18 protein-coding genes are annotated in these 17,149 nt (G+C 62.3%); 13 read left to right on the forward strand and 5 right to left on the reverse strand.

Annotated features, from left to right (window positions below; all coding sequences use genetic code 11):
• Window positions 1-159: 159 nt before the first annotated feature.
• The gene (gene polA, locus ACOSV0_RS35890) at window positions 160-2,901 is read right to left on the reverse strand and encodes a DNA polymerase I (RefSeq protein WP_434112711.1); all 2,742 of its coding nucleotides are present in this window, start codon (window positions 2,899-2,901) and stop codon (window positions 160-162) included.
• A 1-nt stretch (window position 2,902) separates the two neighbouring features.
• Between polA and ACOSV0_RS35895 the strand changes: the two genes are divergently transcribed.
• Window positions 2,903-3,646: a TIGR00730 family Rossman fold protein gene (locus ACOSV0_RS35895; protein ID WP_073428625.1), complete on the forward strand. Its 744-nt coding sequence runs from the start codon at window positions 2,903-2,905 to the stop codon at window positions 3,644-3,646.
• A gap of 86 nt (window positions 3,647-3,732) precedes the next feature.
• On the opposite strand, the gene ACOSV0_RS35900 is transcribed toward ACOSV0_RS35895, so the two are convergent.
• Entirely contained in the window at window positions 3,733-4,650 is a 918-nt protein-coding gene (locus tag ACOSV0_RS35900) for a transcriptional regulator GcvA (protein ID WP_434112713.1), read from the reverse strand.
• A gap of 97 nt (window positions 4,651-4,747) precedes the next feature.
• Here ACOSV0_RS35900 and ACOSV0_RS35905 point away from each other — a divergent pair, with 97 nt between their 5' ends.
• Both ACOSV0_RS35905 and ACOSV0_RS35910 read left to right on the forward strand, forming a co-directional pair.
• Window positions 4,748-5,320, forward strand: coding sequence for a chromate transporter (locus ACOSV0_RS35905; RefSeq protein ID WP_434116025.1), 573 nt, complete (start codon window positions 4,748-4,750; stop codon window positions 5,318-5,320).
• Window positions 5,317-5,847 carry a chromate transporter gene (locus tag ACOSV0_RS35910; protein WP_434112715.1) on the forward strand — a complete coding sequence of 177 codons (531 nt, stop codon included), beginning with the start codon at window positions 5,317-5,319 and terminating at the stop codon, window positions 5,845-5,847. Before ACOSV0_RS35905 ends, ACOSV0_RS35910 begins: the two co-directional genes overlap by 4 nt.
• 130 nt (window positions 5,848-5,977) lie before the next feature.
• Here ACOSV0_RS35910 and ACOSV0_RS35915 read toward each other — a convergent pair whose 3' ends face one another.
• Window positions 5,978-7,504, reverse strand: a complete 1,527-nt coding sequence (locus tag ACOSV0_RS35915) for an AMP nucleosidase (RefSeq protein ID WP_434112717.1) — start codon at window positions 7,502-7,504, stop codon at window positions 5,978-5,980.
• A 200-nt stretch (window positions 7,505-7,704) separates the two neighbouring features.
• On the opposite strand from ACOSV0_RS35915, the gene ACOSV0_RS35920 reads away from it, so the two are divergent.
• From ACOSV0_RS35920 to ACOSV0_RS35945, 6 genes are all read left to right on the forward strand, one after another.
• The gene (locus ACOSV0_RS35920; RefSeq protein WP_115778934.1) at window positions 7,705-8,100 is read left to right on the forward strand and encodes a hypothetical protein; all 396 of its coding nucleotides are present in this window, start codon (window positions 7,705-7,707) and stop codon (window positions 8,098-8,100) included.
• 296 nt (window positions 8,101-8,396) lie between these two features.
• A complete protein-coding gene (locus ACOSV0_RS35925; protein ID WP_434112719.1) occupies window positions 8,397-9,392 on the forward strand; it encodes a homoserine kinase in 996 nt (331 codons plus the stop codon).
• A complete protein-coding gene (locus ACOSV0_RS35930; RefSeq protein WP_434112720.1) occupies window positions 9,383-10,189 on the forward strand; it encodes a BPSS1780 family membrane protein in 807 nt (268 codons plus the stop codon). Before ACOSV0_RS35925 ends, ACOSV0_RS35930 begins: the two co-directional genes overlap by 10 nt.
• A 313-nt stretch (window positions 10,190-10,502) precedes the next feature.
• Window positions 10,503-10,955 carry a MarR family winged helix-turn-helix transcriptional regulator gene (locus ACOSV0_RS35935; RefSeq protein WP_434112723.1) on the forward strand — a complete coding sequence of 151 codons (453 nt, stop codon included), beginning with the start codon at window positions 10,503-10,505 and terminating at the stop codon, window positions 10,953-10,955.
• Window positions 10,956-11,127: 172 nt separating this feature from the next.
• Complete coding sequence (locus tag ACOSV0_RS35940) at window positions 11,128-11,547, forward strand: organic hydroperoxide resistance protein (RefSeq protein ID WP_434112724.1); 420 nt, start codon at window positions 11,128-11,130, stop codon at window positions 11,545-11,547.
• A 351-nt stretch (window positions 11,548-11,898) separates the two neighbouring features.
• Window positions 11,899-12,024, forward strand: coding sequence for a hypothetical protein (locus tag ACOSV0_RS35945; RefSeq protein WP_434116192.1), 126 nt, complete (start codon window positions 11,899-11,901; stop codon window positions 12,022-12,024).
• Between the two features lie 156 nt (window positions 12,025-12,180).
• Here ACOSV0_RS35945 and ACOSV0_RS35950 read toward each other — a convergent pair whose 3' ends face one another.
• Both ACOSV0_RS35950 and ACOSV0_RS35955 read right to left on the reverse strand, forming a co-directional pair.
• Complete coding sequence (locus ACOSV0_RS35950; RefSeq protein ID WP_434112726.1) at window positions 12,181-12,357, reverse strand: DUF3563 family protein; 177 nt, start codon at window positions 12,355-12,357, stop codon at window positions 12,181-12,183.
• Window positions 12,358-12,464: 107 nt separating this feature from the next.
• A complete protein-coding gene (locus ACOSV0_RS35955) occupies window positions 12,465-13,658 on the reverse strand; it encodes an extracellular catalytic domain type 1 short-chain-length polyhydroxyalkanoate depolymerase (protein WP_434112728.1) in 1,194 nt (397 codons plus the stop codon).
• A gap of 357 nt (window positions 13,659-14,015) precedes the next feature.
• On the opposite strand from ACOSV0_RS35955, the gene ACOSV0_RS35960 reads away from it, so the two are divergent.
• The 4 genes from ACOSV0_RS35960 (at window position 14,016) to ACOSV0_RS35975 (ending at window position 17,054) form a co-directional block, all read left to right on the forward strand.
• Entirely contained in the window at window positions 14,016-14,717 is a 702-nt protein-coding gene (locus tag ACOSV0_RS35960) for a phosphatase PAP2 family protein (RefSeq protein ID WP_434112730.1), read from the forward strand.
• 167 nt (window positions 14,718-14,884) lie between these two features.
• Window positions 14,885-15,658, forward strand: coding sequence for a molybdate ABC transporter substrate-binding protein (modA, locus tag ACOSV0_RS35965; RefSeq protein ID WP_434112732.1), 774 nt, complete (start codon window positions 14,885-14,887; stop codon window positions 15,656-15,658).
• Window positions 15,659-15,676: 18 nt separating this feature from the next.
• A complete protein-coding gene (gene modB / locus ACOSV0_RS35970) occupies window positions 15,677-16,351 on the forward strand; it encodes a molybdate ABC transporter permease subunit (RefSeq protein WP_325042973.1) in 675 nt (224 codons plus the stop codon).
• Window position 16,352: 1 nt separating this feature from the next.
• Complete coding sequence (locus ACOSV0_RS35975; RefSeq protein WP_434112733.1) at window positions 16,353-17,054, forward strand: sulfate/molybdate ABC transporter ATP-binding protein; 702 nt, start codon at window positions 16,353-16,355, stop codon at window positions 17,052-17,054.
• The last annotated feature ends 95 nt before the right edge of the window (window positions 17,055-17,149 follow it).

Below are 17,149 nucleotides of genomic sequence, written 5' to 3' on the forward strand. Positions count from 1 at the left end.
GCCGATGGGTTATGCGTCGCGACGGCGCGCATGAAACATGCGGCGCGCCGTCTGTTCTATCGATTGTCCGTGAGCGGCACGGGTTGTCACAAGCCATCAATACGCATATGTGACATGCGCACGACGTTATCGCCGATCATGCGCTCCGTCACATGCACGTCAATGCGCTTCTTCCCAGTTCATCCCGGCGCCCACTTCGGCGACCAGCGGCACTTTCAGCGCGGCGACACCGCACATGAGTTCCGGCAAGCGCTTACGTACCTCGGACAATTCCGTGTCCGGCACTTCGAGAATCAGTTCGTCGTGCACCTGCATGATCATGCGCGTACCGACCTTCGAGTCTTCGATCCACTTCTGCACCGCGATCATCGACAGCTTGATCAGGTCGGCGGCCGTGCCTTGCATCGGCGCGTTAATGGCTGCGCGCTCGGCTGCCTGACGGCGCGGACCGTTACCGCCGTTGATCTCCGGCAGCCACAAGCGGCGGCCGAACACCGTTTCCACGTAACCCTTGGCCTTCGCGCTCAAGCGCGTTTCGTCCATATAACGCGCGACACCCGGATAACGGGCGAAGTAGCGGTCGATATACAGCTTGGCTGCGTCGCGTGTAATGCCGAGATTCGCGGCAAGCCCGAACGCGCTCATGCCGTAGATCAGGCCGAAGTTGATGACCTTCGCGACACGCCGCTGATCGCTCGACACTTCGAGCGGCGTCACGCTGAAAATTTCGGCTGCGGTGGCGCGGTGAATGTCTTCACCTTGCGAGAACGCGCGCAGCAGGGATTCGTCGCCGGAAATGTGCGCCATGATGCGCAATTCGATCTGCGAGTAATCGGCGGAGACGAGCTTGTGGCCCGGCGGCGCGATAAACGCCTCGCGGATGCGGCGGCCCTCGCCAGTGCGCACGGGGATGTTCTGCAAGTTCGGATCGTTCGACGCCAGCCGCCCCGTCACCGCCACTGCCTGCGCATAGTTCGTATGCACGCGGCCTGTTTCGGCGTTGACCATGCGCGGCAGCTTGTCCGTGTAGGTCGATTTCAGCTTCGACAAGCCACGGTGTTCAAGCAGAATCTTCGGCAACGGATAGTCTTCGGCGAGCTTTTGCAGCACTTCTTCGTCGGTGGACGGTGCGCCGCTCGGCGTCTTCTTGACCACCGGCAATTCGAGCTTCTCAAAGAAAATCTGGCCGATCTGCTTGGGCGAACCCAGATTGAATTCGCCGCCGGCCAGCACATACGCTTCGCTTTCCAGTTGAATCAGACGCGCGGCGATTTCGCTGCTTTGCGTGCGCAGCTTCTCGGCGTCGATCAGCACGCCGGTGCGCTCCATCTTGCGCAAGACACGCGAGGTCGGCACTTCGATGTCGCGATACACGTAGTCGAGCGTTTTCTCCGCGGCCACTTGCGGGTACAAAGCCTGATGCAGACGCAAGGTAATGTCGGCATCTTCCGCAGCGTATTCGGCGGCCGTTTCCAGCGCGACTTCATCGAAGCCGATCTGCGACGCACCCTTGCCCGCCACCTCTTCGTACTTGATCGTCTTGATGCCGAGATGGCGCAGCGCGAGGCTGTCCATGTCGTGCGTACGATGCGATTCGAGCACGTACGATTCCAGCATCGTGTCGTGTTCGACGCCGCGCATTTCGATGCCGTAGTTCGCCAGCACCTGCTCGTCGTACTTCATGTGCTGGCCGACCTTCTTGTGCTCGGCGCTTTCCAGCCATGGTTTGAGCTTCGCGAGAACTTCGTCGCGCGGCAGTTGCACGGGTGCGTCCGGGCCGCGATGCGCGACCGGCACATATGCGGCATAGCCCGGTTCAACCGAGAACGACAAGCCCACGATTTGCGCCGTCATCGGATCGAGCGAGGTGGTTTCCGAATCGAATGCGGTCAACTCGGCGGCGTTGATTTTCTCGAGCCATGCATCGAATTGTTCCCACGTCTGCACGGTGTCGTAGTGACGTTCGACATCCACGGTGAGCGCCGGCGGCACGTCGGTCCCGGGACCTTCCTCCGCCTCAGCGGTTTCCACCTCGCGCAGCCACGTCTTGAAGCCGTATCGCGTGAACACGTCGCGCAGTTCTTCGCGCGACTCCGGCCGGCTCGGCAGACTTTCTTCGATCGACACGATATGGCCGGTCAGATCGCAATTGCGCTCGACCGTGACGAGTTTCCTCGCCATCGGCAGAAAATCGAGCGCGCGGCGCAGATTGTCTCCTACCGCACCTTTGATCTCGCCCGCATGTGCGACGATGCCATCCAGCGTCTCGTACTGCGCGAGCCATTTGACCGCGGTTTTCGGGCCGCATTTCTCGACGCCCGGCACGTTGTCGACGGTATCGCCGATCAACGACAGGTAGTCGATGATGCGCTCCGGCGGCACGCCGAATTTGGCGATCACGCCTTCGCGGTCGAGCGTTTCGTTGGTCATCGTATTGATGAGGGTGACATGATCCGACACGAGCTGCGCCAGATCCTTGTCCCCAGTCGACACGATCACCTTCATGCCGCGCTTTTCCGCTGCGGTGCTGAGCGTGCCGATCACGTCGTCGGCTTCGACGCCTTCGATCATCAGCAGCGGCCAGCCGAGCGCGCGCACGGCGACGTGAATCGGCTCGATCTGGCGCGAGAGATCGTCCGGCATGGACGGGCGGTTCGCCTTATAGTCGGCATACCAGTCGTCGCGGAATGTTTTGCCCTTGGCGTCGAACACGCACGCGCTATACTCTGCTGTGACTTCCTTGCGCATGCGCCGCAGCATGTTGATCATTCCATAGAGCGCACCCGTCGGCCCGCCCTCGGGTCCGCGCAGATCAGGCATCGCATGGTAGGCCCGGTACAGATAACTCGAACCGTCTACCAATAGCAGGGTCTTACCTTCAAGGCTTCGTTCTTCAGGCATTATGACTAAGAGAAAAGTGATTCCGAGTCTGCGATCACTCGCAGATCAAGAGCGCGCTACGGCTAAGAAGGCCCGCGCATCGTGGCAGATGTTCACGATTATGGCAGAGTTTATCGAGGCGACCGAGTACCTCTCGGAGATTCGTCCGGCTGTCAGCATCTATGGTTCAGCGCGCCTGAAACCGAACTCGCCTTACTACAAACTCGCCACGCAAATCGCGCGCAAGCTGTCGGACGCCGGCTTCGCGGTGATCTCCGGCGGCGGCCCGGGCATTATGGAAGCGGCCAACAAGGGCGCCCATGCGGGCAAAGCTCCTTCGGTCGGCCTGAACATCGAACTGCCGCACGAGCAATCGGGCAATCAATGGCAGGACATCTCGCTGCGCTTCCGCCATTTCTTCACGCGCAAGGTCACGTTCGTGAAGAACTCGGATGCGGTGATCGTCATGCCGGGCGGCTTCGGCACGCTGGACGAACTCGCCGAAGTCCTTACGCTGATCCAGACCAAGAAGTCGCGCCACGTGCCGATCATTCTGGTGGGCGCAGAGTTCTGGGAAGGCCTGCTTGCGTGGTTCAAAAACTCGCTCACGCCGATGGGCCTGATCAATCCGACGGATATGGATTTGATGCAGGTGATCGACGATCCTGATCAGGTGCTCGAAGCGGTGCTGAAGTTCTACGAAGACCGCGAAGAAGCCGAGCCGCATCCGGCCAAGTCGGATGAAGACCGGATGTTCTATCTGTAATGCCGGATCTTCGCGCCTCGTGCGCGAAGTAAGCACATCAAGCAAGCGGGCGATGTTGCAGACGCTTTGAGCAACGCGCGCAAATGCTAGCGGGCGGCCTCCAGGTCGCTCGCTTCCGCGACATCGGTCTGATCCCCTTGCGCTTGCAGCCATTCGCAGAACAGCGCCACGAGCGGCGCCTGCGCGACCTCCCGCCTCGCCACCCACCAATAGCCGCGTGCATCGATACGCGGGCCGGCCAACGGCACGACGAGCCGCCCCGATGCCAGCTCATCGGACAGCAAGGGCAGCGGACCGAGCGCTACGCCGAGACCATCCACCGCCGCCTGCAAAGCCAGATAGAAGTGATCGAACGACTGCTTCTTCCGGCATTTCGCCGTTACGCCCGCTGCCGATAACCAGTTGCTCCACGCGTCGGGCCGCGTGTCCGAGTGCAGCAGCACGTGCTTCGCGAGATCGTCGGCAACGTTGACCGGCGAGCGTTGCAGGAGCGCGGGACTGCACACCGGAAGCTCGCTTTCACCAAGGAAATGACCGCTCACGCAGTTCGGCCAATGCGCCGGCCCGCGCCGCACGGCGACGTCGAAGCTGTCCAGGGTTTCGACCGGCGCATTTGAAGTCGACAGGCGCAATTCCACATTCGGCACCTTGCGCTGAAACTGATGAAGCCGCGGCAACAGCCATTTCATCGCGAAGGTCGGCAACGCATTCACCCTTAAGACGTGGACGACGCCCGTATCGCGCAGTTGGTCCGTAGCAAGCGCGATGCTGTCGAACGCGGCCTGGACGGTGCCCAGATAGCGGCGGCCGTCGTCGGTCAGACGCACGCGCTTGCCGCGGCGATGAAATACCTGCACGCCGAGCCATGTTTCAAAAGCCGCGACTTGCCGGCTAATTGCACCGTGCGTCACATGCAATTCGTTCGCGGCGGCGGTGAAGCTTTCATGCCGCGCGGCAGCTTCGAAGGCACGGAGCGCCGGAAAGGGAGGAAGATTGCGAGCCATGCTTGTGATTCTAGATCACAAAGGCACGCTCAAAAATCGTTTTGCTCACCGCCGGTTCGGCGCTAACCTGCTGGGCTTGAACTGGATGCTTAACGACATGGATCACGAACTCACCTCGACCGAGGCCGCTGCCCTCGCGCCCAAGCCCACACTGCGGGAAATCTTCGGCGGCTTTCTCGGCCTCGGGCTGATCTCGTTCGGCGGCGCACTGCCGCTGGCGCGGCGTGCTCTGGTCGAGCAACGGCGCTGGCTGACCGGTGCGGAATTCACCGACTTGCTCGGTCTGTGCCAATTCTTGCCGGGCGGCAATGTGATCAATCTTTCCGTGGCGATCGGGATGCGCTTTCGCGGCGTTCCCGGTGCGTTGGCGGGTCTGCTCGGGTTGATCGCCGGACCTTCGCTGATGGTAATCGGCCTTGGCGTGCTGTACGAACACACACAAAACGACCCGCATGTTCGCCATCTGTTTGCCGGTCTCGCGGCGGCCGCGTCCGGTCTGTTGATCTCGATGGCCGTGAAAATTCTGCTACCGCTGCGGGATAAACCGATCGCCGCGCTCATCGCGGCGCTCGGCTTCATCGCGATCGCCATCATGCGACTGCCGCTTCTGCCTACGATGCTGGTGCTTACACCGCTCAGCATCTACATCGCGTCGAGGGCCGCACGATGAACGACACGCTCATTTCTCTTGCCATCATTTTCAGTCAGCTTTCGCTGCTGGCGTTTGGCGGCGGCAACACGATTCTTCCGGAGATGCAGCGTCAGGTGGTGGACGTGCATCACTGGATGCCGGCCAGCGAATTCAGCGCATTGTTCGCACTCGCGCAAGCGGCGCCGGGGCCGAATCTGATGATCGTCACGCTGGTCGGCTGGCACGTGGCGGGTTGGGCCGGGATGCTGGTGACTTCAGTGGCGAAGTTCGGACCGTCTTCGCTTGTGACGATTCTCGCGCTGCATGCGTGGGAACGGTTCAAGGACCGTCCGTGGCGGCGTTACGCGCAAATGGGCTTGGTGCCGGTGACGGCAGGCATCGTCGCGGCGAGCGCGGCGCTGATCGCCGAGGCGTCGAACCCGACGGCGATTGCGTGGGCAATCTGCGCGTTTACCGCGGTGCTGGCGTTGAAAACGCGCATTCATCCGCTGTGGTTGCTGGCGGCCGGGAGTTTGATCGGGTTGACGGGGTTTGGGCAGCTCTAGCCGTCACGCTTTACACGAGCTTTGCGCGGATCGCCGATGCTGTGGACTGTCAATTCCCATCAGGCATCGGGTTTATCGAACTGCGGGCAAGGCGAGCGGAACCGGCGCACGCCTTGCCCGAAGAATCGTTTTACTGAAACGCCACTTCCGCAAAGCTGCGCAACTTGCGGCTATGCAGACGATGCAGCCCATTCATCCGCAACAACTCCATCGCCTTCACGCCGATTTGCAGATGCTGATCGACCTGCGCGCGATAAAACTGATCCGCCATGCCGGGCAGCTTCAACTCGCCATGCAGCGGTTTATCCGACACGCAAAGTAAGGTGCCGTAAGGCACGCGGAAACGAAACCCGTTGGCGGCGATCGTCGCGCTTTCCATATCGAGCGCGACCGCGCGGCTTTGCGACAGCCGCTGCACCGGTTCGCGATGATCGCGCAGTTCCCAGTTGCGGTTATCCACACTCGCCACCGTACCCGTGCGCATCACGCGCTTCAACTCCACGCCATCCAGTTGCGTGACTTGCGCGACTGCGCGCTCCAACGCCACCTGCACTTCGGCAAGTGCAGGAATCGGCACCCACAGCGGCAAATCGTCGTCGAGTACGTGATCTTCGCGCACATAGCCGTGCGCCAGCACGTAGTCGCCCAAACGCTGCGTGTTACGCAAACCCGCGCAATGGCCGAGCATGATCCACGCATGCGGACGCAGCACGGCAATGTGGTCGGTGATCGTCTTCGCGTTCGACGGCCCGACGCCGATGTTGACCATGGTGATGCCGCTGCCGTCGGCACGCTTCAGGTGGTACGCGGGCATCTGCGGCAAACGCGGCGGCGCCGTGCCTTCCTGCGCCTGCTCGCCGAGATTCTCGTTGTACGTGATCACGTCGCCCGGTTCGACGAACGACGTGTATTCGCTGCGATAGGCGCGCAGCTCTTCGTCGTCGGTATGGGCCATCATCGTGCGGCCGAGTTTGACGAACTCGTCGATATAGAACTGGTAGTTCGTGTACAGCACGTAGTTCTGGCAATGCGTGGGCGAAGTCGCGGTGTAATGCTTCAGCCGATGCAGCGAAAAATCCACCCGCGCCGCCGTGAACAGCGCGAGCGGATGCGGCTCGCCCGGCGGCGGCTCGTACGTGCCGTTGACGATGCGGTCGTCGAGCAGCGCGAGGTCGGGCGTGTCGAACACGTCGCGCATCAGGAACAGGCGCTCGCGATCCAGATCGCCTTCGAGGTGGATGCCTTCAGCGAACGCGAAGTGAATCGGAATCGGCTGATCGGACACGCCAACCTCGATCTGCACATGATGGTTTTTGGCCAGCAGACGCAACTGTTCGCGATAGTAATTGCCGAACAGATCCGGCCGCGTGACGGTAGTCTCGAACACGCCCGGACCCGCGACGAAACCATAAGAGCGGCGCGAGTCGATATGCGTGTTGACTTCGGTGCGCACGCGGACGAACGGATAGCAGGCACGCACCCGGCTTTCGAACAGTTCGTTGCGGCGATAGCGCGCGAAGGCATCGCGCAGGAACGAGGTATTCGCTTCGTAAATCGCCGATAGACGCGTGACGGCGTCGGTCGCGTCGTCGAAGGATTCGGTTGGGAAGCTGTTGGCGGGAGTCTGCACCGCGCGTTGATTGGTATCGTTGTTCATCTTCATTCACCTCTATTGATGAGATGACATTACCACGGAACCCGTGATCACCAAATGACCTCGCGGCGCCTACCATAACTGCCGCAACAGCGGTCGCAAGATTGCGCGCACGTCGCGCGAAAGCGGCGCAAAATAAGGCGATCGCGCCCGTAGGCAAGGCTGGATTTGCTAGAATCGGGGCACCATATTGGAGAATCACCATGAAGCCGCTCCTTCCCGTCGCCGTTGCACTGGCCTTCGCCTTTGGCAACGCCGCGATGGCTGCCCAGCCTGTCGATGACACTCCGCCCGCCGGCGCGCCCCAGTCCGCCAATGAACGGGCCGGCCTGCCCGACCTGGAGAAGATCAATCGTCCGGCCGCCGAGGTCAGCTCGAAGGTCGAAATCAACGTCCCGCGCACGCCGAGCTTCTATGAACGCAGCGCTAACGGCACCGAAATCACCGAATACCGCGATAAAGGCAAGCCCGTTGAAATCAACGTGCATTCGAATCTCGGCACACGCTATCAGATGAGCGCGCCGCTCGACACGTCGCCTACCGTGCGCGACAACGGTCGTGCAAGCACGCGTTTGCCGTCGGTGAATCTGACTTATTGATGCGTGCCGGGCGGCGGCACGGCGTGAGCCGCCCCCCGAATCCGTACGGCCCGCGGGTGTCACCTCGGGCTTTCATCCTGCTGGCCAACTTTCAGCCTCGCCTGCAGCTCGGCGATACCGCGTTGAATTGCCGCGGCGTTTTGCGGCCCTGACCGATGCCCGGGACGGGTGGCTAGAACCAGTGGCCGCGATCTGCTGCCCGGATTGACCCTGATCGCGCTGCCTGAAACGTATTTGCCGCACCTCGCACTGGCCGCATCGCGCCAGCCCGACTAACCTGATCCGACGTTTCCCGCATGGCTGTCTTCACCGCTGTCACCGAACCCCAACTAGCAGAATGGATGCGTCATTACGATCTCGGCGACGTCGTCGAGTTTCGCGGCATCCCGTCCGGTATTGAAAACAGCAACTTCTTTCTGACGACGACGCGCGGCGAATACGTCCTCACGATTTTCGAAAAGCTGACGGCCGGGCAACTGCCGTTCTATCTCGATCTGATGCAGCATCTGGCCGCGCACCGCGTGCCCGTGCCGGATCCCATGCCGCGCGAAGACGGCGCGCTGTTCGGCACGCTGCACGGCAAGCCCGCCGCTATCGTGACCAAGCTCGAAGGCGCGCCGGAGTTGGCGCCGCAGGTCGAACACTGCATCGAGGTCGGGCACATGCTCGCGCGCATGCATCTGGCGGGGCGCGATTACACACGCTATCAGCCGAATCTGCGCAGCCTGCCGTGGTGGAAGGAAACCGTACCGACCATCCTGCCGTTCCTGGAAGGCGCGCAACGCGACCTGCTGTCGTCCGAACTGGCGCATCAGGAGGCTTTCTTCGCGTCGGCGGATTACGCGGCGCTGCCCGAAGGCCCCTGCCACGCCGACCTGTTCCGCGACAACGCGCTGTTCGCGCATGCCGCGCCGGACACCGGTCACGAGGTGCGCCTGGGCGGCTTCTTCGACTTCTATTTCGCCGGCTGCGACAAATGGCTGTTCGACGTCGCGGTAACGGTCAACGACTGGTGCGTCGACCTCGCCACCGGCAAGCTGGACGACGCGCGCACCGAAGCCATGCTGCGCGCGTACCAGACCGTGCGCCCGTTCACCGTCGAAGAAAACCGCCATTGGGGCGACATGCTGCGTGCGGGCGCTTACCGCTTTTGGGTCTCGCGCCTGTATGATTTTCATTTGCCGCGCGCGGCCGAGTTGCTCAAACCGCACGACCCCGGCCATTTCGAACGCATTCTGCGCGAACGCCTGTCCGGCGTTGCACTTCCAGGCATTCATACCTCATGCAACTGATCGAAGTCCCCGCGAAAACCGGCTATGTCTGGTTCCGGCAGGGTATCTGGCTGTTCCGCAAGAACCCGCTCGCGTTTCTGACGCTGTTTTTCACCTATCTGCTGGTCATGACGCTGATGTCGCAGATTCCGGTAATCGGCGGCGTGCTGCCGCTCGCCTTCATTCCGGGTGTCGCGGTCGGCTTCATGGCGGCGTGCCGCAACACCATCGCGGGCAAGCCGGTGTTCCCGACCATTCTGGTGGATGGCTTTCATTCGTACGGCCCCGTGGTCGCCAAACGTCTGCTGGTACTGGGCGTGCTGTATGTCGTCGCAATGGCGCTGGTACTGGCCGGCTCGGCGCTCGCCGACGGCGGCATGCTGCTCAAAGTCATGCTTGGCGCCGCCACAATGGATCAGGACGCGATCGCCAACAGCAATATCCCGCTCGCGGTAATCGCCGCATTCGCGCTCTACATCCCGGTAGCAATGATTTTCTGGTTCTCGCCGATTCTCATCGCGTGGCACGACGTGCCGCCCGTCAAGGCGATGTTCTTCAGTATCGTCAGTTGCTGGCGCAATCGCGGCGCGTTCATCGTGTTCGGCGCATTGTGGTTCGCGGTGGCGACCACGGTCTCGTTCGGCTTGTCCGCGCTGATGCAGGCGCTGGGCGCGGGCGACTTCGCGTTCGCGATCCTGATGCCCGCCACGATGATCGTCACGACCATGCTGTATTGCTCGTTCTACGCGACCTATCGAGGCTGCTTCGGCGTGCAAACGCCCGAGGCACCGGACCTGCCGACCACGCCGGCGGCTTGAGCGTCGGCTAGGCGCGGCCTGCGGTCAGGCGCGGACGCTTTTTCGGCGCCTGAGTGGTTTCAGTCATCCAGCGCACTGTCCGCCCGCTTTCGCCTGGGCGCCCTCCCGCCGCAGTCCCGCCCCGGCGGCCCACGCGCCAGTCTTTGGGATCTAGACGCTCCCCGCCCTAACGCCCTCGGCACATCGGTTTCAGGGCACCTTCCGCTTCCGTCGCTTCGTCAAATCACCATCCGCACCCGGCAATTCGCCTCGACTTGCGGCACAATGGTTTGCGTGCAATCGATTTGCACGCTCTTTTTAGACGAGATGCATCATGACCCAGCGCCCCGCTTTGCCCTTCACGCTCGACGAGCAACTCTGCTTCGCACTCTATTCGACCTCGCTTGCGATGACGAAAGCTTACAAGCCGTTGCTCGACAAGCTCGAACTCACCTATCCGCAATATCTGGCGATGCTGGTGCTCTGGGAAGCCGACGACGTCACGGTAAAGGACATGGCCGCGCGGCTGAATCTCGACTCGGCAACGGTCACGCCGCTGCTCAAGCGCCTCGAGACGCAGGGCTACCTGGAACGGGTACGCGGCGTCGAAGATGAGCGGCTCGTCTATATCCGGCTCACCAAAGCAGGCACCGCGCTGAAGCGTCAGGCACGCGAAGTGCCGGCGGAAATCTTCTGCGCGACCCAGCAGACGCCGGAATTCCTGCTTCGTCTACGTGACGATTTGACACGTCTGCGCACTACGCTGAACGATTACATGGACCACTAGCCGCCTTGCTCCAAAGGCACGCTATCGGCGTGATGCAAAAATTCATTTGCACACAAATGATTTGTGTACTATCTTTATCACGTGCCGCTTCGATAGCGCGCCGCCAAAGAGGCGGGCAAGCAAGGTGCGGCAAACCTGCAGACCCTGACAATCCAGACTAAGGAGCAGCAAAATGAACATCCTCTACAAAGCAAGCGCAACCAGCACCGGTGGCCGTGACGGCCGTGCAGTATCGTCGGACAATGCGTTGGACGTGAAGTTGGCGGCCCCGCGTGAACTGGGCGGCAATGGCGCAGCGGGCACGAACCCGGAACAACTCTTTGCCGCCGGCTACTCGGCATGTTTTCTGAGCGCGATGAAGTTCGTCGCCGGCCAGCGCAAGCAAGCTTTGCCGGCTGACACGCAAGTCACGGCAGAAGTGGGGATCGGCCCGAACGACAACGGCGGCTTCGCGCTCGACATCGATCTGCGGATCTCGTTGCCGGGCCTCGCTGCCGATGCAGCCAAGGAACTGGTCGACGCAGCGCATCATGTTTGCCCGTACTCGAACGCCACGCGCAACAACGTCGCGGTGCGCCTGCAAGTCGCGTAAGGTCTTGGCGGCTTGAACGAATTGCCAATGGATCGTTGACGCGCGGCACAACCGCGCCGTCATGAACAACGCCCGCATCCTGCAAACCAGGCGCGGGCGTTGTGCCATTCGGCGGCGCAACAGGCATTCGCGGACGCGGCACGCAATGTGCGTCACCGGTTCGGCCCATCATCTGCCGTCACGCGACTTCGACCGTCGCTTTGTGAGTAAACGCGCAGTTCAGCATCCGGACACGCAAGTGCAGGACCGCCGCGTTGAGTTCATTCTTGCTGCGTTGGGGGAGTTGGACGAAACCTTGCGCGCCAAAGGTGGCGCGCCTCGTCGTACCGTACGGCGATCCGCGCCGATCTCATGCCGTGGCTCGCGGGCACAGCGCGGCTCACGGAATTCGGCGTGATATTGGGCAAGGATTATCCAGCGCCGATCGTCGGCCATGCCAAAGCACGGCAGCGCACGCTGGCGCGTTTCGGCAAGTAAGCGTGTGCTCACACCGATTCGATCAAGAGCGTCTGAAAGAGACTAACTGATGGATGTGCAGGTCGGCATTGCTTCCAGCAACTTGTGGGAGCTTGGGCGCCGCGCCCCAAACATCGGCGTTCTTCACTACGCGCCGATGCTTCAAACTTGCGCAGCTTAGTGCTGGCTCATCCACGCCGGTTGGCGGGTGGTCGCTTCGCGATCCAACTTACGCATACGGAATTCCAGATCGTACAGATCCGTTGCTTCTGCGAGGAAAGCGTCAGCGCGTTCTTTCGCGAGTTGATCGGGCGATTTGGTCAGGAACAGAAACAGGCGGCTAAGCAGATACATGGTCGACCTCGACAATGAGTTTAGGCATTTACACCTAAGGGATAACCCGTATTATAGGGAAAACCCTAGGATTGTGCCAACACTCATTTCGAAGTGTTGCCCCAACGTCACCGTACGGCCGCCGAGGCTTCTGTGACGGTGCTTTCAGCGGCACTGCCGGCCCCAACACGGCGCTGGTGCCTGAAAAATTCCCACACCAGAGCGCTTGCGTCCGGTCCTTTGGCGGAATGGAACGGTACGGCGTCGTCGCCGCCGCTCCAGGCGTGCGCGAGTCCTTGCACACGGCACAGCCGCACCACGCGTCGGCCGCCACGCAGATAGTCGCGCATCACCACGCCACCTTTGCGCTCCTCCTTGACTTCACCGGATTTACGCGCGCCTTTCTCGTCGACGATCCGGTTCAGGCGGAGAAACTGCTCCGCCAATTGGTCCGCATTGACCGGCGCGACCACATGGTCGGCGTCGCCATGAAGGATGATGGCCGGCATGCCGGGGTATTCCGCCACGTTAACGAGTTCGTCGACTAACTCGGCCGGTTCGCGTCGCGCGCCGCGTCGCATCACGTCCATCGCCGCAATGCCGGAGCGAGCTTCCCCGAAAGCCGGGCCGGAATGCAACGCGACCGCGGCGAAATGCTCCGGATAGTTGACAGCCAGAAGCGCCGTCAGGCCGGCACCGGCGGAGATTCCCGTGACATACACACGCTCGCTGTCGAAGCCATGCTGGGCAACCAGCGAGTCCACCAGCGAGACGACCGCACGCGCCTCGGCGCCGCCGGCGCTGTCGCTGGCGTCGTACCAGTGCCAGCAGCGATGCGAGTGCACGTGCTTCGACTGTTCCGGATAAACCACGGCAAAGCCGAACCGGTCCGCGAGCACGTTCATCCGCGTGCCTTCGGCGAATTCATCAATCGACTGTGTACAGCCGTGCAGCATCACCACCAGAGGCATCGACTCGCCCGCATGACCGGACGGGATATACAAACCGTACTGAAGGTGATTGACGAGCCGCCCGGGCGCGACAGGCGCCGAATGGAACGAGCGCGTCCACGAACCGCTTGCCCATGCCGAAGCACGCGGACGAACCCGCGACTCCCGTGGCGCCACGCGCGGCGCTTCGCGTTTCGCGGATGCGCGCAGCGCAGCCACCGGTTTGGCAGGACGGACCTTGGCCGAAGGCTTGCTGGTGGCAGTTCGTGCCGGTCGCGTGGCAGCGCGCCTGGTGGTGTGCGCCTGCTCGGTTTGAATGGCGAGCAGCCGCTTAAGACCGCGCAGCCAGATTTTCGATAGACTTTTTGCCATCGGCGGGTAACCTCGCAAAAAGGGACAGGTGTCGTTCGATAGAACGACGCTTTGTTGTGCAATGCACAATAACACCAATCCTCATGCGATGCTGGAGACCCGAGCCGCTGCCGGACACCGAATTTTCCGCCGGGCGAACCTTGCAGCCATACCAACGTCAAACCGTTGCAAAGCTTGTTCGCCAGCCCACGCCCCGTCACAAAAAGCTTGGCGCCTGGCGAATCGGGCTCGTAGCACCCGTCTATACTGGCGGGTAAATAATTTCGATACACGCCCCGGCTGCGTCGGCGTTTCATGCCGTTCGCGCGTTAACCCATTACCAACCCGATTCTACGCGGCCTTGGTCGCTCTTTTGCCATGCCCGATTTACCCGTCCATCTGTGGTACTCGATCACCAGCCTCGGCGGCGCCGGCATGACGCTGCCGCTTGCGATCGCTATCGCGCTTTGGCTGGCGCTCGGCTACACGTGGCGCATGGCTGCCGGCTGGTTGCTGCTGCTCGGCGCGGCCATCGGCATTGTGACCGTGACCAAACTGGCCTTTCTCGGCTGGGGCGTCGGCGTGCGCGAACTGGATTTCACCGGCGTCAGCGGTCACGCCATGCTGTCTACCGCCGTCTATCCGGTCGCGCTGTTCCTGATGCTGCTGCCGGCGCGTCCGTCGATTCGTCTGCTTGGCGTTTTACTGGGTCTGGCTGCAGGCATCGCGGTCGGCTTATCGCGCGTCGTGCTGAGCGCTCACTCGCCTTCTGAGGCCGTCACCGGCTGCCTGGTCGGCGCGCTGGCGGCGCTGTTCTTCGTGCGCATGGCGTGGAATCTCGAGCCGGGCCGGTTGTCGGCGTTGCCCGTCACCGCAAGTCTGATGGTCCTCGCGATACTGATGCACGGCGTGCACGTGCCGACACAGCGCTGGGTCACGCATATCGCGTTGAAGGTGTCCGGTCACGACCGGCCGTTCATCCGTGCCAAGTGGCGGGCCGTGCGTGACGTGCGCCCCGCCACGGCGCCGCTGTCGCAGACGCTCAACACGCTGACGCCACCGCCTTCGTCGGATATCTGAAGCACACCCGGCTGATTGCTGCCCGTCCGGCTGAAACCCAGCCCGCCGGCTCATGCGCGCTTTATGCGCGCAACTGAATAACAGTCATGGGTACCGCTATAACCTTTCATATATTACGATAGCGTTTTAACCCGCCACTCCGGCCCACACCGGACATCCCAGCCTCCATGACTCTGTCCCGCCGCCTTGCGAAACACGCGCTGTTCATTGCCAGCGCCATCTCCGTTGCCGTCAGCGCCAACGCACGTGCCGACGAACTGGTAGTCTCCGCCGCCGCCAGCCTGACCAACGCCTTCAAAGCGGTTAGCGAGGTCTTCGAACAGCAGCATCCCGGTACCAAAGTGCTGCTGAACTTCGGCGCGTCCGACGTGCTGATGCAGCAAATCGCCAAAGGCGCACCCGCCGACGTATTCGCCTCCGCGGATCAGAAAGCAATGGACAAAGCCGCCGCGGAAAAAGTCATCGTTCCGGCCACGCGCAAGGACTTCGCCGCCAATTCACTGGTGTTGATCGTGCCGACTGACAGCCATTTCGCGCCGGCCTCGCTGAACGATCTGACGTCGGCGAATGTGAAGCGTGTGGCCTACGGCGATCCGGCTTCGGTACCGATTGGCCGCTATGCGCAAGGCGCGCTGCAGGCCGCGGGCGTGTGGGACGCGGTCAATGCGAAGGCCGTGCTGGCATCGAACGTACGCCAGAGCCTCGACTACGTGTCGCGTGGCGAAGTCGACGCCGGCTTCGTGTTCAGTACCGACGCCGCGGTCATGCCGGACAAGGTCAAGGTCGCGATGAACGTGCCGACGCAAACGCCGATCACCTATCCGATCGCGCAAGTCGAAGGCAGCCGCCACGCGGCCGACGCGCAGGCCTTCATGGCCTTCGTGCTTTCGCCGGCCGGCCAGGCCGTGCTCGCGAAGTACGGCTTCAAGCCCGCGCATTAATTCAGGTACCGCACGCTCATGCAACAGGCCTGGATCCCGCTCCTGCTCTCGCTGAAAGTGGCGGGCTGGGCCACCGCGCTCAATCTGGTATTCGGCGTCGCGGCCGGTTTCGGTTTGTCGCGCTGGCGCTCAGGCGCGCGCGACGTGATCGATTCGCTGCTCATGTTGCCGCTCGTGATGCCGCCCACCGTGCTCGGCTACTACCTGCTCGTGTTGCTCGGCCGGCGCGGCGTGATCGGCGGCTGGCTCGACCGCTTCGATATCCAGCTGGTGTTCACCTGGCAGGGTGCGGTGATCGCGTCGACGGTGGTGGCGTTTCCGCTCGTGCTGAAATCGGCGCGCGCCGCCTTCGAAGCCGTCGATCCGCAACTCGAGCGAGCCGCACGCACGCTCGGCGTCAGCGAGACGGCGATCTTCTTTCGCGTGACGCTGCCGCTCGCCGCGCGCGGCATTCTCGCCGGCGGCCTGCTGGCGTTTGCGCGGGCGCTTGGCGAATTCGGCGCAACGCTGATGATCGCGGGCAACTTGCCGGGGCGCACCCAGACGCTTTCGGTCGCGGTCTATTCAGCCGTGCAAGCCGGCGACGACAGCACCGCCAATTTCCTCGTGCTCGTGACTTCGGTGACGTGCGTCGTGATTCTGTTGCTCGCGGGCCGTCTGGTGCCGCAGCACACGCTTCTGGCGTCCCGCTGATATGCCGCTCGCCGTCGACATCCGCAAGACTTTCGAGAGCGCCGAGCGTCATTTCACGCTCGACGTCTCATTCAAGGCGACCACGCAGCGCCTGGTGCTGTTCGGGCCGTCCGGTGCGGGAAAGAGTTTGACGCTACAGGCCATCGCCGGCCTGCTGCGTCCCGACGAAGGCGCGATCACGCTGCATGGCAACGCGCTATTCGACAGCGCGCGCGGCATCGATCGGAAACCGCAGGCGCGCAAGATTGCGTATCTGTTTCAGGACTACGCGCTGTTTCCGCATCTGAACGTGCGGCAGAACATCGGCTTCGGGTTGCGGCAGGGTTGGCTCAATCCGCGCGCGCGGATCTCGCATCCGCAAGTCGACTACTGGCTCGATGCGCTCGAGTTGAAAAGCGTGGCGGGGAATCATCCGGCGCAGCTTTCGGGTGGACAGAAACAGCGCGTGGCGCTGGCGCGAGCGCTGGTTGCGCAACCCCAGTTGCTGTTGCTCGACGAACCGTTTTCCGCGCTCGATAGCGCACTGCGTCAGCGTATGCGGAGCGAGCTATCGGACCTGCAAACGCGGCTCGATATTCCGATGGTGTTGATCACGCACGATCCCGACGATGTCGCCGCGTTCGGCGATCAGGTCGTGCAGGTCAGCGATGGTTGCGTGCGCGAGAATCAGGCGTTTGCGGGCTATGCGCGCAGCGAGTCTTGAGTTTAAGCGGGCGCCATCGGAGCTGTCAGGGATCTATGGGACTCTGGACTCCGAACTCCGAACTCCGAACCCAAGAGCCTGGAGCCAAACCCCTC

It is taken from the genome of Paraburkholderia caffeinilytica (genome assembly GCF_051027425.1).
Taxonomy (GTDB): Bacteria; Pseudomonadota; Gammaproteobacteria; order Burkholderiales; family Burkholderiaceae; genus Paraburkholderia; species Paraburkholderia caffeinilytica_A.

Excerpts from the sequence above, each read along its gene's own strand:
- polA (WP_434112711.1), bottom strand. The coding sequence starts at position 2,901 with ATGCCTGAAGAACGAAGCCTTGAAGGTAAGACCCTGCTATTGGTAGAC.
- ACOSV0_RS35895 (WP_073428625.1), top strand. The coding sequence starts at position 2,903 with ATGACTAAGAGAAAAGTGATTCCGAGTCTGCGATCACTCGCAGATCAA.
- ACOSV0_RS35900 (WP_434112713.1), bottom strand. The coding sequence starts at position 4,650 with ATGGCTCGCAATCTTCCTCCCTTTCCGGCGCTCCGTGCCTTCGAAGCT.
- ACOSV0_RS35905 (WP_434116025.1), top strand. The coding sequence starts at position 4,748 with ATGGATCACGAACTCACCTCGACCGAGGCCGCTGCCCTCGCGCCCAAG.
- ACOSV0_RS35910 (WP_434112715.1), top strand. The coding sequence starts at position 5,317 with ATGAACGACACGCTCATTTCTCTTGCCATCATTTTCAGTCAGCTTTCG.
- ACOSV0_RS35915 (WP_434112717.1), bottom strand. The coding sequence starts at position 7,504 with ATGAACAACGATACCAATCAACGCGCGGTGCAGACTCCCGCCAACAGC.
- ACOSV0_RS35920 (WP_115778934.1), top strand. The coding sequence starts at position 7,705 with ATGAAGCCGCTCCTTCCCGTCGCCGTTGCACTGGCCTTCGCCTTTGGC.
- ACOSV0_RS35925 (WP_434112719.1), top strand. The coding sequence starts at position 8,397 with ATGGCTGTCTTCACCGCTGTCACCGAACCCCAACTAGCAGAATGGATG.
- ACOSV0_RS35930 (WP_434112720.1), top strand. The coding sequence starts at position 9,383 with ATGCAACTGATCGAAGTCCCCGCGAAAACCGGCTATGTCTGGTTCCGG.
- ACOSV0_RS35935 (WP_434112723.1), top strand. The coding sequence starts at position 10,503 with ATGACCCAGCGCCCCGCTTTGCCCTTCACGCTCGACGAGCAACTCTGC.
- ACOSV0_RS35940 (WP_434112724.1), top strand. The coding sequence starts at position 11,128 with ATGAACATCCTCTACAAAGCAAGCGCAACCAGCACCGGTGGCCGTGAC.
- ACOSV0_RS35945 (WP_434116192.1), top strand. The coding sequence starts at position 11,899 with ATGCCGTGGCTCGCGGGCACAGCGCGGCTCACGGAATTCGGCGTGATA.
- ACOSV0_RS35950 (WP_434112726.1), bottom strand. The coding sequence starts at position 12,357 with ATGTATCTGCTTAGCCGCCTGTTTCTGTTCCTGACCAAATCGCCCGAT.
- ACOSV0_RS35955 (WP_434112728.1), bottom strand. The coding sequence starts at position 13,658 with ATGGCAAAAAGTCTATCGAAAATCTGGCTGCGCGGTCTTAAGCGGCTG.
- ACOSV0_RS35960 (WP_434112730.1), top strand. The coding sequence starts at position 14,016 with ATGCCCGATTTACCCGTCCATCTGTGGTACTCGATCACCAGCCTCGGC.
- modA (WP_434112732.1), top strand. The coding sequence starts at position 14,885 with ATGACTCTGTCCCGCCGCCTTGCGAAACACGCGCTGTTCATTGCCAGC.
- modB (WP_325042973.1), top strand. The coding sequence starts at position 15,677 with ATGCAACAGGCCTGGATCCCGCTCCTGCTCTCGCTGAAAGTGGCGGGC.
- ACOSV0_RS35975 (WP_434112733.1), top strand. The coding sequence starts at position 16,353 with ATGCCGCTCGCCGTCGACATCCGCAAGACTTTCGAGAGCGCCGAGCGT.